At 55.6% G+C, this 15,641-nt stretch carries 9 protein-coding genes and 4 pseudogenes; 9 read left to right on the top strand and 4 right to left on the bottom strand.

What is annotated here, in order from left to right; genetic code table 11:
- Positions 1–27 precede the first annotated feature (27 nt).
- Entirely contained in the window at positions 28–1,146 is a 1,119-nt protein-coding gene (nuoH, locus tag Q0W94_RS07020) for an NADH-quinone oxidoreductase subunit NuoH (RefSeq protein ID WP_297762385.1), read from the bottom strand.
- Between the two features lie 192 nt (positions 1,147–1,338).
- Between nuoH and Q0W94_RS07015 the strand changes: the two genes are divergently transcribed.
- The 8 genes and pseudogenes from Q0W94_RS07015 to bioB all read left to right on the top strand — a co-directional run bounded on the left by Q0W94_RS07015 (position 1,339) and on the right by bioB (position 10,180).
- Positions 1,339–2,649 (top strand): dihydroorotase, encoded by a 1,311-nt coding sequence (locus tag Q0W94_RS07015; RefSeq protein WP_297757082.1) that lies wholly within the window; start codon positions 1,339–1,341, stop codon positions 2,647–2,649.
- A gap of 92 nt (positions 2,650–2,741) precedes the next feature.
- Complete coding sequence (locus tag Q0W94_RS07010; RefSeq protein ID WP_297757079.1) at positions 2,742–3,698, top strand: UDP-glucuronic acid decarboxylase family protein; 957 nt, start codon at positions 2,742–2,744, stop codon at positions 3,696–3,698.
- Positions 3,699–3,712: 14 nt separating this feature from the next.
- Entirely contained in the window at positions 3,713–5,092 is a 1,380-nt protein-coding gene (locus Q0W94_RS07005; RefSeq protein WP_297757076.1) for a UDP-glucose/GDP-mannose dehydrogenase family protein, read from the top strand.
- Between the two features lie 2 nt (positions 5,093–5,094).
- Positions 5,095–5,739, top strand: a complete 645-nt coding sequence (locus Q0W94_RS07000; protein ID WP_297757074.1) for a ribonuclease HII — start codon at positions 5,095–5,097, stop codon at positions 5,737–5,739.
- Between the two features lie 39 nt (positions 5,740–5,778).
- Positions 5,779–8,246: pseudogene (gene pheT, locus Q0W94_RS12300) on the top strand (phenylalanine--tRNA ligase subunit beta).
- Between the two features lie 10 nt (positions 8,247–8,256).
- A pseudogene (locus tag Q0W94_RS12295) lies at positions 8,257–8,828 on the top strand (radical SAM protein); the annotation flags it as partial.
- A gap of 22 nt (positions 8,829–8,850) precedes the next feature.
- A pseudogene (locus Q0W94_RS06970) lies at positions 8,851–9,159 on the top strand (phenylalanine--tRNA ligase subunit beta); the annotation flags it as partial.
- A 10-nt stretch (positions 9,160–9,169) separates the two neighbouring features.
- Complete coding sequence (bioB, locus tag Q0W94_RS06965) at positions 9,170–10,180, top strand: biotin synthase BioB (protein WP_297757055.1); 1,011 nt, start codon at positions 9,170–9,172, stop codon at positions 10,178–10,180.
- An 18-nt stretch (positions 10,181–10,198) separates the two neighbouring features.
- Here bioB and rsmA read toward each other — a convergent pair whose 3' ends face one another.
- Both rsmA and eno read right to left on the bottom strand, forming a co-directional pair.
- Positions 10,199–10,999 carry a 16S rRNA (adenine(1518)-N(6)/adenine(1519)-N(6))-dimethyltransferase RsmA gene (gene rsmA, locus Q0W94_RS06960; RefSeq protein ID WP_315863110.1) on the bottom strand — a complete coding sequence of 267 codons (801 nt, stop codon included), beginning with the start codon at positions 10,997–10,999 and terminating at the stop codon, positions 10,199–10,201.
- A 3-nt stretch (positions 11,000–11,002) separates the two neighbouring features.
- Complete coding sequence (eno, locus tag Q0W94_RS06955) at positions 11,003–12,283, bottom strand: phosphopyruvate hydratase (protein WP_297757051.1); 1,281 nt, start codon at positions 12,281–12,283, stop codon at positions 11,003–11,005.
- 257 nt (positions 12,284–12,540) lie between these two features.
- On the opposite strand from eno, the gene Q0W94_RS06950 reads away from it, so the two are divergent.
- Complete coding sequence (locus Q0W94_RS06950; RefSeq protein WP_297757048.1) at positions 12,541–14,865, top strand: heavy metal translocating P-type ATPase; 2,325 nt, start codon at positions 12,541–12,543, stop codon at positions 14,863–14,865.
- Here Q0W94_RS06950 and Q0W94_RS12290 read toward each other — a convergent pair.
- A pseudogene (locus tag Q0W94_RS12290) lies at positions 14,795–15,602 on the bottom strand (pseudouridine synthase). The gene Q0W94_RS06950 and the pseudogene Q0W94_RS12290 overlap by 71 nt on opposite strands.
- Positions 15,603–15,641: the final 39 nt, after the last annotated feature.

The raw sequence follows: 15,641 nt of genomic DNA, 5'->3' as shown, positions 1-15,641 counted from the left end.
GTGTCACCTCATAGAAATGGGAGTGTCTTAGCCGCCAAAGGCTACGGGAAAGGCCAGCTTCAAGCCAGCGGTCAGCAGTAAGTTCACTAGACCCACTGGTAATAGGAATTTCCAGCCCAGATCTAGGAGCTGGTCAATACGCACACGGGGCACGGTCCAACGCAGCAGAATTGCCAAAAACACGAAGAAGTAGGCCTTAATCAGGGTCATGGTGATGCCCACCACTGCAAAGGCAATCTGCAAAAAGGGATTGCTTTGACTCACCCCCAGGAGATGGGCAAGGGTTTCTAGGGGAATGGGGAAGCTCCAACCGCCAAAGTAGAGAACACTGACTAGGAGTGCCGAAAGGACAAGGTTAACGTAGGCACCCAGGTAAAAGAGGGCAAACTTCATGCCCGCGTACTCTGTTTGGTAGCCGGCCACGAGTTCTTCCTCGGCTTCCGGCAAGTCAAAGGGAAGGCGCTCACACTCTGCTAGAGCGGCAATCCAAAAGATCAAAAAGCCGATGGGCTGCCGCCAGACATTCCAACTGAGGATGCCGTATTCCGACTGCTGCTCGACAATTTCCACCGTGCCCAAGCCATTGGACATCATGGCCACTGCCAACACTGCTAAGGCAAGGGGAATTTCGTAGCTAATGGATTGTGCCGCTGCCCGCAGTCCGCCCAGTAGGGAGTATTTGTTGTTGGAGGCATAGCCCGACATCAGTAGGCCAATGGGCGCAATACTTGATAGGGCAATCCAGAGGAAGACCCCCATTGCCAAGTTGGAGATCAGTAGGTTTTGGCCAAAGGGGACAATAATGTAGGACAAAAAGACGGGAATCACGACCACTGCTGGACCAAGGGTAAACAGCCAGCGATCGGTATTCGCGGGGAGAACATCCTCTTTAAAAATCAGTTTGAGCCCGTCGGCCAGGGGTGCCAAAATCCCCAATGGGCCAATGTATTCAGGGCCAATCCGCTGTTGCACAGCAGCAGAAATTTTCCGCTCTAGCCAAACGGCCACCAGGACGCCCACCGTAGCCACAATTAGCATCATTAACATTGGCAAGGGCAGCCAAAGTAGCTTGGCTAGATCATGGGAAAGGCCAAGGGATTCCAACGCATGAATAAACTGCCCCTGTAAGTCAATACCAGATTCCATAGCGATTCGATCGCGCCCCACCTACAGACACGCTCTACAGTATAAAGGTTTTATCTCCGTTAAGAAGATAGACTTGGGTCAAATTTTTATCACCACAGGTATTACAGATGTTTATAGTTTATCCTTTGTGTCCTTGGGTTTCACAGGCCAGTAAGATTCTCAATAGCAGAGCCAATTTTTAAGGAGAACAGGGTGGCGATCGCGATCCAAAATGCGGTGATTTGTACCCCAGAGGGAGAACTCCGCCAGCAACAGGTGCGCCTTGAGGGCGATCGCATTGCAGAAGTAGCAGAGCGCGTCACTGTGAACCCCGGCGATACGGTCATTGATGCCACAGGCTTAACCCTCCTGCCAGGGGTAATTGACCCACAAGTGCATTTTCGCGAACCCGGCTTAGAGCACAAAGAGGATCTGTTCACCGCCAGTTGTGCCTGTGCCAAGGGGGGGGTCACCAGCTTTTTGGAAATGCCCAATACCCGCCCCCTAACCATTGATCAGGCGAGCCTAGATGATAAACTGGCCCGTGCCGCCGCCAAATGTGTCGTGAATTATGGTTTTTTCATTGGCGCCACTCAGGATAACCTTGCCGTCCTCAACACCGTCCACCCCGTCTGCGGTATCAAGATTTTCATGGGGTCAATGCACGGGCCCCTCTTGGTGGACGAAGAGCCAATTTTAGACCGTATCTTTAGTGAGGGCAAACGCCTCATTGCTGTCCATGCTGAAGATCAGGCTCGCATCCGGGCCCGCCGCGCACAATTTGCTGGCATTACCGATGTGGCCATACACTCGCAAATTCAAGATGAGATTGCTGCCCTCAACGCCACCCAGTTAGCCGTGAAGCTCTCCCGTAAATACGAACGCCGCCTACACATTCTCCATCTTTCCACAGGGATTGAAGTCGACTTTCTGCGCGAGCACAAACTTCCTTGGATAACGGTGGAAGTCACTCCCCAACACCTGCTACTGACCACAGAGGCCTACGCCAAAATGGGTTCCCTGGCGCAAATGAACCCACCCCTGCGCACAGCAGTAGATAATGAAAAACTCTGGCAAGGACTACTCGATGGCGTCATTGACTTTATTGCCACCGATCATGCCCCCCACACCCTAGCGGAAAAGGCGCAGCCCTATCCCCAGAGCCCCTCTGGTATGCCGGGGGTAGAAACCTCTTTGCCGCTCATGCTGACCCAAGCGATGGCAGGCCGCTGTACTGTGCCGCAAGTGGTGCGCTGGATGTCCACTGCTGTTGCTGCGGCCTATGAAATTCCCAACAAAGGGAAAATTGCCCCCGGTTACGATGCAGATCTGGTGCTCGTGGATTTGCAGACCTATCGCCCAGTGCGCCGTGAGGAACTTCTCACCAAGTGTGGCTGGAGTCCTTTTGAGGGCTGGTCATTGACAGGATGGCCAGTGTACACCTTTGTCAATGGTGAGGTTGTGTTTAGCCAAGGGCAAGTGAATACTGCTGTGCGCGGACGTCCTCTCAAGTTTGGTTCCTAAAGTCGGCAGCGGAAATCCATATAGCACTGGCTGCCTACAAACTCATGCTAAGCTGAGGCAGAGGCATAAATCAGTGCACTGAGGCAATCGGAATGCGCATTCTAGTGACTGGCGGCGCTGGGTTTATTGGTTCCCATCTCGTTGATCGGCTGATGGAAGCGGGTCATGAGGTCATTTGCCTAGACAACTACTTCACTGGTACGAAGCGCAACATTTTGCGCTGGATAGGTCATCCGAACTTTGAACTGATCCGCCATGATGTCACCGATCCAATTCGCCTGGAGGTGGATCAAATCTATCACCTGGCCTGCCCCGCCTCACCGGTTCATTACCAATACAATCCGGTCAAAACAATTAAAACCAATGTCATGGGCACACTCCACATGCTGGGGTTGGCCAAACGCGTGAAGGCACGATTTCTCCTGGCCTCAACTTCAGAAGTCTATGGTGACCCCCAAGTGCATCCCCAACCTGAGTCCTACTGGGGGCATGTCAACCCCATTGGTGTGCGCTCCTGCTATGACGAAGGCAAGCGAGTGGCAGAAACTCTTACCTTGGACTACCACCGCCAAAACAATGTAGATGTTCGCGTGGCCCGGATTTTTAATACCTATGGCCCGAAAATGCAGGTCAACGATGGCCGCGTCGTCAGCAACTTTATTGTCCAAGCGTTGCAGGGCATTCCCCTCACGGTTTATGGGGACGGCTCCCAAACCCGTAGCTTTTGCTATGTCAGCGATTTGGTGGAAGGGTTAATTCGGCTGATGAATAGCGATCACATTGGCCCTGTGAACCTCGGCAACCCCGATGAATACACAGTGCTAGAGCTCGCCCAAAAAATCCAGGCCCTGATTAATCCAGGGGTGGAAATTCAGTTTAAGCCCCTGCCCAGTGATGATCCGCAGCGCCGTCGTCCCGACATTACCCTCGCGCGCACAGTGTTGGGCTGGCAACCAACCGTGCCTCTCCTCGCCGGGCTGCAGCGGACAATTCCTGACTTTGCTGAGCGGCTGGGCGTACCCTATACGCCTATGATGGTGGAAGCTTAGGGAGGCCACAGGGAATGCGGGTCTGTGTAATTGGCACCGGCTATGTGGGTTTGGTGACGGGAGTGTGCCTGGCACATATTGGCCATGAGGTCATTTGCATTGACAACAATATTGATAAGGTCAAGCTGCTGCAACAGGGGGAATCCCCCATTTATGAACCGGGTCTGACGGAGTTACTCCGGGGTTGCATTGCCAGTGGTCACATTCGCTTCAGTAGTGATCTGGGCGCTGGGGTGGAGTTTGGTGAGGTGCTCTTTATTGCTGTCGGTACGCCTGCACTGCCCAATGGTGAAACCGATACCCGCTATGTGGAAGCCGTTGCCCGGGGGATTGGTGCCCATTTGCATTTGGGATACAAAGTTATTGTCAATAAATCCACAGTGCCCATTGGCTCAGGGGACTGGGTACGGATGATTATTCTAGATGGCGTGGTTGAGCGAGAACCCGATTTGGCCGATGCCATTAAAGCCGGGGGAACCCATCCGCCACTAGATTTTGATGTGGTCAGCAATCCTGAATTTCTGCGGGAAGGTTCAGCGGTCTATGACACGTTGAATCCCGATCGCATTGTCTTGGGCAGCAGTAGCCGCAGAGCGATTCAAGTCATGCAGGAACTCTATGCGCCGATTATTGAGCGCAAGTATGCGGTTGATCCCACCTTGCCTCCCGTACCAGTTTTGGTCACGGATCTGAGTTCGGCGGAAATGATCAAGTACGCTGCCAATGCCTTTTTGGCGACCAAAATCAGCTTTATTAATGAAATTGCCAATATTTGCGATCGCGTGGGGGCAGATGTGGTTCAAGTGGCCAAGGGAATTGGTTTAGATTCCCGTATTGGCGAGAAATTTCTGCAGGCGGGCTTAGGTTGGGGGGGCTCCTGTTTTCCCAAGGATGTTTCGGCTCTCATCCACACGGCGGAAGACTACGGCTACGATGCCCAGTTGCTTAAAGCAGCGGTTCAAGTGAACCAGCGGCAGCGCTTTATTGTCATTGAAAAACTGCAACAGGTGCTGAAGATCCTCAAGGGTAAAACCATTGGTCTTTTGGGGTTAACGTTTAAGCCCAACACCGACGATTTGCGGGATGCCCCTGCCCTTAATTTGATTGAGGAACTGCATCGCTTAGGTGCTAAGGTCAAAGCCTATGACCCCCTTGTGTCCCAGTCGGGCCTGCGATCGGGTCTCTCCCATGTGATTGTGGAAACAGATCTACTGCACCTTGCTGATGGCTGTGATGCTCTGGTGTTGGTGACCGACTGGCCACAATTCCAAGAGGTGGATTATGGCGCATTGGCCAAGGTGATGCACCAACCGGTGATCATTGATGGCCGCAACTTCTTAGATCGCAAGGGGCTAGAGTCACTGGGCTTTCGCTATGTAGGGATTGGCCACTAGGCATGGAACCCCTCAGTCTGATTTATGAGCAGGCCTACTGGCAACAGGGCGATTGTCGCGTCGTCGGTGTGGATGAAGTGGGGCGGGGTTGCTTAGCAGGGCCAGTGGTGGCGGCAGCCGTAATTTTGCCTGTGGACTGTGTCCCCCTTCCAGAGGTACGGGATTCTAAGCAGTTGACTGCCCGCCAGCGATCGCGCCTCTTTGCGCAGATTTATAACCAAGCGATCGCCATTGGCATTGGCAGTGCCAGTGTGGCGGAAATTGATCAGGTGAATATTCTGCAAGCCACCTATCGAGCGATGGCGCGGGCTCTAGAGCGGGTGGCCCCTTGGGACCATGCCCTGATTGACGGCAAACTAACCAAAACAGCGCCCTTTGAAAGGGTTACGGCCATTATCGGGGGCGATCGCCGCAGCTATAGTATTGCCTGTGCCTCAATTATTGCCAAGGTACGGCGCGATCGCTTCATGGCCCGCTTAGCGCGTCGTTATCCCCAGTATGGTTGGGAACGCAATGTGGGCTACAGCACCCCCGAACACCGCCAAGCCCTTGACCAGTATGGCCTTACTCCTTGGCATCGGCGATCGTTCCTGAAATCCTTGCTTCCTGCCGACTCGCACTTGTGCAATGCCATCACAGGGGAGTAGGCTGAAAAATGGCAAAGTATGACATTTTTTGAGGATTCCATGCGGGTTTCCCTTCGCTGGCTACGGGAATTGGTGGCGGTTGATCTGGATGTTACGATTTTGGCCGATCGCCTGACGATGGCAGGGTTTGAAGTCGAAGAAATTGAAGATCGGCGCACATGGGCTGAAGGGGTTGTGGTGGGGCATATTTTGGCCTGTGAGCCCCATCCCGATGCCCAAAAATTACGGGTCTGCCAAGTCGATGTGGGTCAAGGGGAGCCCCGCACCATTGTCTGTGGGGCCCCCAATGCTGCAGCAGGCTTGTATGTACCCGTGGCCCTACCGGGGGCATATCTGGCAAAAATTGATCTGAAAATTCGACCAGCAAAACTGCGGGGGGTAAAGTCCGAAGGTATGATCTGCTCCCTTGCGGAATTGGGGCTAACCAAGGAGTCTGAGGGCATTCACACCTTCACTGATGCAGTAACCGTAGGCCAAGATGTACGTCCGCTGTTGGGCTTGGATGATGTAATTTTGCACCTCAGCTCCACCGCCAACCGTGCCGATGCCCTGAGTATGGTGGGGATTGCCCGTGAAGTGGCGGCATTAACCGGCGCGCCCCTGATGCTGCCAACCCCAAAGGCGATCGCTCCCAAAAAGTCCCGCGCTAAAGCACCGGTACAACTGGCGATCGCTGACCCCCAGGCCTGTCCTGCCTACTGTGGCACGCTAATGACTAATGTCCAAATTGGCCCTTCACCCCCTTGGCTCCAGCAACGTTTAGAGGCTGCGGGTTTGCGAGCCATCAACAATGTGGTGGACATCACTAACTACATCCTGCTGAAGTGGGGGCAACCCCTCCATGCCTTTGATTGGGATCGGCTGCAAAGGGTTGCTGCCCAAACGCCGGTCAAAGCTCGGGGTGCGTTTTGCCAAGGCGGGCGAAACCCTGAAAACCTTGGACGGTGAGGAGCGCCGCCTCAGTTCGGAGAATCTGCTGATTACCGCCGGCGACGTGCCGGTTGCCCTAGCAGGGGTGATGGGCGGCGAAGAGACCGAGGTGCACCTGGGAACCCAGAACGTCTTCCTTGAGGCGGCCCTCTTTGCCAGTCCGGTGATCCGGCGATCGGCTCGTGACCAGGGATTGCGCACGGAAGCTTCAGCGCGCTATGAACGGGGGGTCAACCCAGCAGAACTAGAGGCGGCCACCGCGGAAGCGATCGCCCTGCTAAGGGAAATTGCCCAGGGAACAGTCAGCTATACCACGCTGGCGGATCAGCGGCCGCCCCTCGAGCGGACCCTCACCCTGCGGCTGGAACAGGTGCATCGGCTCCTGGGGGCAGTGGTTGCTGAGGACAGAGGATAGCGATGAGCCCGCCTATTTGGACCCAGAGACCGTTGAAGAGCTCCTCAGCCGCCTTGGCTTTCACCTCAGCCGTCAAGAAACCCTTGAGAACGAGTTAGTGGTGTGGTCGGTAACGGTACCCCCCTACCGCTTCCGTGACATTGAGCGGGAGGTGGATCTCATTGAGGAGATTGCGCGACTCTATGGCTACGATCGCTTTGAGGAAACCTTGCCAGCCCAGACGGAGGTGGGGGCCTTGCCCCTAGAACTCACCCTGCTGCGGGAGGTACGGGCAGCCTTGCGCGGGGCGGGCCTGACGGAATTAATGCACTATTCCTGGGTCAAGGGGGGACAGCCGAATCAAGTCACGGTTGTGAATCCTCTAGTCGCTGAGTTTTCGTCACTGCGCACGGATCTAATTACGGGTCTAGTGCAGGCCTTCCGCTACAACCAAGAACAGGGGAATCCGCCCCTCAATGGTTTTGAAATTGGTCGGGTTTTTGGTCAAGATGAGGAGGGTCTTTGGGAAAACGATCGCCTGGGGGGCATCATCGGTGGTGATCCGTGGCAGGGTAAATGGGTGCGCCGCTCGCAACAGCCTCAGCCCCTCACCTGGTACGAAGCCAAGGGGATTCTTGAGAGCGTTTTTCAGCGGTTTGGTTTGCCTGTGGACTATGAGAGCGATCGCCACGATGAACGTCTACATCCGGGGCGCACAGCGGTTCTCTGTTTGCAGGGAGAACGGCTCGGTATCTTTGGCCAGTTACACCCCCAGTATGCCGCCGCCCTAGAGCTTCCCGCTGCTGTTTATGTTTTTGAACTAGACCTGGAGGTCCTCCTGAGTCGCCTTGAGGAGCGCTATCGCCAGATCATCTTTCAACCCTTTTCCACCTATCCCGCCAGCGATCGCGACCTCGCCTTCTTTGCCCCGGCGGCTCTCACGGTGGCGGAACTCAGTCGCACCATTTGGAAAGCCGCGGGGGGGCGCGACTCTCTCCTGGAGAGTGTCGAACTCTTTGATGAGTACAGTGGCAGCGGGGTGCCCGAAGGGCAGCGCAGTTTGGCCTTTCGCCTCACCTACCGCGCCGGCGATCGCACCCTCACCGAGGCCGAGGTGAATGAACTCCATCAGCGCATCCGCGACAGCCTGGTGGAAAAATACGCTGTTACCCTTCGTAGTTAAGAGCAACCCCATGAGTACTGTGTTGACCACTGACTGGCAGCACCTTGCCAATTTAGCCCTTGCCGACGAGTGCCTCAGCCGCGATCAAGCGCGAGCGGTGCTCCAAGCCCCCGATACGGAACTCCTGAATCAACTGGCGGCAGCCTATCGGGTGCGCTACCACTACTGGGGCAATCGGGTACGGCTGCACTATCTCCTGAATGCCCAAAGTGGTCTATGCTCCGGAGGACTGCCACTACTGCTCGCAATCGAAAATCTCCACCGCTGAGATTGAAAAGTATCCCCTGCTCTCGCAGGAGAAAATTCTTGCCGCCGCTGAGCGCGCTGCCCAACTCAAGGCCGGTACATTTTGCATGGTGATTTCCGGGCGATCGCCCAGTGAGAAGGTGTTTGAGCAAGTGCTCGGCGCGATTCGAGCAGTCAAGGAACGCTATCCCCTAAAAATCTGTGCCTGCTTGGGCCTACTGACCGCTGAGCAAACGGCACGGCTGGCGGCAGCGGGTGTCGATCGCGTCAACCACAACCTGAATACCTCGGAAAACTTCCACAGCTGAAATTTGTACCACCCACACCTTTAGGGAAGGAGCGCTATCGCCAGATCATCTTTCAACCCTTTTCCACCTATCCCGCCAGCGATCGCGACCTCGCCTTCTTTGCCCCGGCGGCTCTCACGGTGGCGGAACTCAGTCGCACCATTTGGAAAGCCGCGGGGGGGCGCGACTCTCTCCTGGAGAGTGTCGAACTCTTTGATGAGTACAGTGGCAGCGGGGTGCCCGAAGGGCAGCGCAGTTTGGCCTTTCGCCTCACCTACCGCGCCGGCGATCGCACCCTCACCGAGGCCGAGGTGAATGAACTCCATCAGCGCATCCGCGACAGCCTGGTGGAAAAATACGCTGTTACCCTTCGTAGTTAAGAGCAACCCCATGAGTACTGTGTTGACCACTGACTGGCAGCACCTTGCCAATTTAGCCCTTGCCGACGAGTGCCTCAGCCGCGATCAAGCGCGAGCGGTGCTCCAAGCCCCCGATACGGAACTCCTGAATCAACTGGCGGCAGCCTATCGGGTGCGCTACCACTACTGGGGCAATCGGGTACGGCTGCACTATCTCCTGAATGCCCAAAGTGGTCTATGCTCTGAGGATTGCCACTATTGCTCGCAATCGAAAATCTCCACCGCTGAGATTGAAAAGTATCCCCTGCTCTCGCAGGAGAAAATTCTTGCCGCCGCTGAGCGCGCTGCCCAACTCAAGGCCGGTACATTTTGCATGGTGATTTCCGGGCGATCGCCCAGTGAAAAGGTCTTTGAGCAGGTGCTGGCTGCGATTCGGGCGGTCAAGGAACGCTATCCCCTGAAAATCTGTGCCTGCTTGGGCCTACTCACCGCTGAGCAAACGGCACGGCTGGCGGCCGCGGGTGTAGATCGCGTCAACCACAACCTGAATACGTCGGAAAACTTCCACGCTGCCATTTGTACCACCCACACCTTTAGGGATCGCGACCAGACCTTGGCAAATATCCAAGCCGCTGGAATAACCACCTGCGCTGGGGGCATCTTAGGCATGGGGGAATCCGATGACGATGTGATTGATCTTGCCCTCTCCCTGCGGCAGCGTCAGGTGACTAGTGTACCCGTGAACTTTTTGATTCCAATTCCGGGGACGCCCCTGGGCGAACAGCACAACCTCAATCCCCGCCACTGTTTACGCATTCTCGTGCTGTTTCGTCTGCTCTTGCCGCGCCAAGAGATCCGCATTGCCGGTGGCCGCGAAGTGCATCTGCGATCGCTCCAACCCCTTGGCCTCTACGCCGCCAACTCCATTTTTATTGGCGACTATCTGACCACTCCCGGGCAAGCTCCCCACCAAGATTGGCAAATGATTGCCGATGCCGGCTTTGTTCTTGAAGACCCCGACGGGCGGGCGATCGCCCCTTAAACCTTGCTCAGCAGGCTGCTACCGATTGGGCCGATGGGACGGTTCTAGGATGTCACTCAGGGCGAGCCAATCCTCTAGGCTCAGGGCTTCGGCACGGCTATTGGCATCTCGTCCCAACTGCAGGAGGGCTTGGCGTACCTGCACCGGCGCCACAAGGGACTTGAGGGCATTGGCCAGCATCTTGCGACGGGTAGCAAACCCCTGTTTCAGTAGAGTTTCTAACCATTGGGGCGATCGCACCCTGGGCAGTGTCCTGTGGGGGCGCAGACAAATGACCACCGACTCCACCTTAGGCGGTGGCTGAAAGGCACGGGGGGGCACTGCACACACCTTCTCACAGGTGGCCAGAAATTGCACCCGCACCGAGAGGGCACCGTAGGCCTTGCTGCCGGGTGAGGCCATCAGGCGATCGCCAATTTCCTTTTGCACCAATAGAATCAACCGCTCAAAGGCCGGGCGACGCGGTTGGGCAATACTGCCCAGCAGATGCCCCAGCAATGGCCCCGTGATGTTGTAGGGGATATTGGCCACCACTTTGTTGCACCCCAAGGGGGTTAAGTCCAGCCGCAGGATATCCCCCTCAATCAACTGGAACCGCTCACTGTCAAACTGCCGCTGCAATTGGCCACAGAGATCCCGATCCAGTTCAACGGCAATCACCTCAGCGCCGCTAACTAGCAGCGGTCGAGTCAGGGCACCCCGCCCCGGACCAATTTCTAGGACGCGATCGCCCGCGTGCAGTTCAGCTGCTGCAATTATCTGAGCTAAAACCGATTCGCTGCGCAGCCAATGCTGGCCAAACCGTTTGCGCGCCCGAATCACCTAGCACGGCCCCAAGCCCACCCTGGGCGCATAGACTGCCTGATCCCCCAGTTCTGCTTCAATGCGCAGCAGGCGGTTATACTTGGCCACCCGTTCACTGCGGCACAGGGAACCCGTTTTAATTTGACCCGCACGGGTCGCTACGGCCAAATCCGCAATCGTGGTATCTTCTGTTTCCCCAGAGCGGTGGCTAATCACTGAGCGGTAGCCCTTGCGGGTTGCCAGATCAATGGTTTGCAAGGTTTCAGTCAATGAACCAATCTGATTGAGCTTAATCAAAATGGCATTGGCCACCCCATGATCAATCCCCCGTTGCAAACGCTTAGGATTGGTGACAAACAGATCATCCCCCACCAGTTGAATGCGACTGCCCAGGGTTTGCGTCAAGAGTACCCAGTTGTCCCAGTCCTCCTCGTGCAGGCCATCCTCAATGGAAATGATGGGATAGTTACTCACCAGTTGGTCGTAGTAGCGGATTAACTCAGAGGCGGTACGGCTGGCATGATCAAACACATATTTGCCGTCTTCATAAAACTCACTGGCGGCGACATCAAGGGCCAGGGCAATGTCAGTGCCGGGGCTGTAACCTGCTGTTTCAATCGCCTGCAGCAAAATATCCAAAGCCGCTTGGTTCGAGTCTAGGTTAGGCGCAAAGCCCCCTTCATCCCCCACCCCGGTCAGTAAACCCTGATCAGCCAGCACCTTACTTAAAGCGGCAAAAACCTCTGCCCCCCAGCGCAGCCCCTCCCGAAAACTAGGGGCACCAATGGGCATGATCATGAATTCCTGAAAGTCAATGTTGTTGGCCGCGTGGGCCCCGCCGTTGATAACATTCATCATGGGCACGGGTAGGACATTGGCCAGAGGCCCCCCCAAATAGCGGTAGAGGGGTTGACCGAGGTATTCGGCAGCTGCTTTAGCCGTGGCAAGGGAAACCGCCAGAATGGCATTGGCCCCGAGGTTGGATTTATTCTCACTGCCGTCCAGTTCCAAGAGGCACTGGTCAATCACCGTTTGATCAAGGGCGTTGAGATCCACAAGGGCACTGAGAATCGTGGTTTCAATGTTTTCAACGGCGGTGAGGACGCCTTTGCCACCGTAGCGCTTGGGATCGCCGTCCCGCAGTTCATGGGCCTCAAAACTCCCTGTTGAGGCGCCACTAGGAACCTGAGCCAGTCCGACAACGCCACAATCCAGTTCAACTTCTGCTTCTACCGTGGGGCGACCCCGCGAGTCGAGAATTTCGCGGGCACGAATTGTTGCGATCGCCGTATCCATCATTTGCTTATCCTCAATATGCAGCTAGATTGTACGATAGATGCCCCATCAAACTGAAATACTTTAAGGATAACCTAGGCGACAAAGTGTCCTGTATTGTGAAAGTGTCCTGTATTGCATTGTCCTTCTGGTCTGAGACAGGTTTAATATGCGTCAACTTTGCTGTAGATTATCCAAAAAGTCGGAAGGAATGACTACCTAGACCTATTACCTAGACCTTTAGTCAGCTTCATTGGCCCGACCATTTGTAGGAATCCATCATGACCACCCTTGCTCAAAGTCGTTCCCCACAGTCTGAAATACCCGCCCACCCTATCACCACAGAAACCGTTCACTATCAGGTTGTGCACTGGATTAGGGGTCGCTTTCGGATTCGTATTCCGCGGTTGGGCTTTGATGTTGAATATGGGGAAAGACTGCTTTACATTGTTGGCAGTTTACCCGCGGTGACAACGGCACGCATTAACCCCCCGGCTTGCTCCCTTGTGGTGGAATATAGTCCCAAGCTGTTTGGAGAAGCTCTAGCAACGATTCAGGGGCAAATTTTTGAATCGATTCAAGTGGCGGCCAAGCCAGACTCTCCCGCCTTTAGCACTGAGAAAGCCACTCCTGCGGCGGCAGCGCACCAAATTAACTATTGGGAACGCTTGGGCTTACCAGCTCTTGGCTTGGGTTTGAGTGTGGCCTCCCTGATGGGGGTACCGATTCCTGGCTATGTGATTGCTAGTGTGGTGATTGCCGGGGCAATGCCAGTGTTTCAGCGAGCGTGGGAAGCGATTCAAGAGGAGAAACAGTTAACGATTGACTTCCTCGATGGGTTGGCAATTTTTCTTCATACCCTGCAAGGGCACTATTTTGCCCCCTCCTTTATGCTGGGTCTGATTGAGGGGGGGGAAGTGATCCGCGACCTCACGGCACGGGGCTCGGAACGGGCAAACCTTGATTTGCTTGACTGTCTGGGCAAAACCGCCTTTGTGGAGAGGGACGGCGTTGAGGTGGAAGTGGAAGTCAAAGACCTCGTGGAGGGCGATCGCGTTGTCGTCTATCCGGGGGATCAAATTCCCGTTGATGGCATCATTTTGCGGGGCACCGGCCTGATTGATCAGTGCAAACTGACGGGCGAGTCAGTACCCGTAACGCGCACTGAGGGGATGGAGGTTTTTGCTTCAACGCTACTGGTGGAGGGTCAATTGGTGATCTTGGCGGAGCGGGTGGGCAACAATACCCGTGCGGGCGTGATTGTCAACTTGATGCAGTCGGCACCGGTGCATGACACTCGCATTGAAAACTATGCGGCTACTGTCGCCAACCAAATGGTGGTTCCCACGTTGGCTATTGGCACAGGCGTGGGGGTGCTCTCGGGGGATTTGAATCGGGCGATCGCCCTGCTGACCCTTGATCTTGGTACGGGGATTCGCGTCTCTGTGCCCACCACGATTTTGTCGGCCCTCACCTATGCTGCCCAACATGGCGTGCTCATTCGCAGTGGCCGGGCAATTGAAAAACTGGCTCAAATCGACACAATTGTTTTTGATAAAACCGGCACCCTGACCCAAGGTCATGCTGGTGTGACGGATATTAAAGTCATGGATCCTCGCTTCAGCGCCGATGACATCCTTAGTATGGCCGCCAGTGCTGAGCAGGGACTCACCCACCCCGTAGCCGAGGCGATTGTCCGCCATGCCCGCGAAACCCATCAGCCCCTCTTTGACTGTGAAGACTGGGAATACCGCGTTGGCCTTGGTGTGGCCACAAAAGTGCGGGGTGTCGATCTGCGGGTGGGCAGCCGCCGCATGATGGAGCAGGAAAACATTTGCCTGATTGATCTGAATGCCCGCTTCCCTGACCTCGATTCTGGGCGGGCTTCGATTGTCTATGTGGCTGGGGATGGACGTTTGATTGGCGTGATTCTCTACAGCGACCCGATCCGCAATGAAAGTCCCGCAGTTATCCGTGAACTCAAGGAGGCAGGCATTGTTCCCCATATGCTGACCGGTGACATTGGCCGCGTTGCCCATGCGGTGGCCAAAGACTTAGGGATTGCTCCCAACAATATCTACGCCGAAGCCTTCCCAGAAAAGAAAGTGGAGGTGGTGCGTGCCCTCCATGACAGCGGTAAAGTGGTGGCCTTCTGTGGCGATGGTATCAATGACTCCGCAGCTCTCGCCTATGCAGATGTCTCTATTTCCTTTGCTGGGGCAACCGATATTGCCCGTGAAACTGCAGATGTGGTCCTCATGGAGGATGATTTGCGGGGGCTGACCCTTGCCATTCGCATTGCCAAGCAGGCAATGGAGATCGTCTGGCAGAATACGGCGATCGTTGCTATTCCCAATATTGGTGCGCTACTGTCGGGGGTATTCTTTGCCCTTGACCCAATTTTGGCAGTGGTCATTAACAATGGCACAGCCATCTTAGCGGAGTTGAATGGGTTGCGCCCCTTGGCAGGTCCCGGTGGCTCGTTGCCTTTACCTGCGGTCAAAGATACAAAGGAATTTCTCGCTGAATGGGAAGCTACCCACCCGGATCACCCGGTGCAGCATAGGCCACCGACAGTGACTGGCTCTCAGGCTGGGTCTTCGTAGTTGGCTGGGTAGTTGGCTGGAGGGCGGCCAATTCATGGCGGCTAAGGGGACGAACCGCTCTGGGTCGAAGATTGCCTAGGCGAACTGGGCCAATCGCGATCCGTTGCAAGGCCACAACAGGATAGCCCAGCTGCTCGGCTACACGGCGAATCTGGCGGTTGCGGCCTTCGTGGAGGATGATTTCCAAAAGGGAGCGATCGCCTGCACAGCGCAGCAGCTTAACTGCGGCGGGTAAGGTCATCACACCGTCTAGGGGAATGCCCTGTCGCCATCTTTGCAGTACGCTTTTCGGGCGGCTGTCCCTGCACCCAAACGCGGTAGGTTTTGGGGATGTGATGGCGGGGATGGCTGAGATAGTAGGTGAAGGCCCCATCATTCGTGAGCAGCAGGGCACCACTGGAGTCAGCATCTAGGCGACCCACAGGATGCAGCCCCCCCGCGCGCTGATACATTGGGGGCAATAGCTCGAGAACCGTGGTTCGCCCTTGGGGATCGTGACAGGTGCAGAGCACCCCCTTGGGTTTATGGAGGAGGAGATAGAGCCGTTGGGGTGGGTGGGGCGGGTTCAGGCGCTGTCCTTGGTATTCAATGCAATCACGCTTTGGATCCACTTTGTCCCCCAATTGTGCCCGCTGACCATTGACAAAGACCTGACCGCTGCGGATGAGGGCTTCCGCATGGCGCCGCGAGGCCACTCCCCAATGGGCAAGGACTTTTTGTAATCGTTCAGTGGTCATAGGGGGTAGAGTTGCTCCCTAGGCTTCGCTGGCACTTTT

Source organism: Thermosynechococcus sp. (assembly GCF_025999095.1).
GTDB lineage: Bacteria > Cyanobacteriota > Cyanobacteriia > Thermosynechococcales > Thermosynechococcaceae > Thermosynechococcus.
The sequence above is the reverse complement of the archived record's forward strand: the minus strand, read 5'-3'. Positions and strand labels throughout refer to the sequence as shown.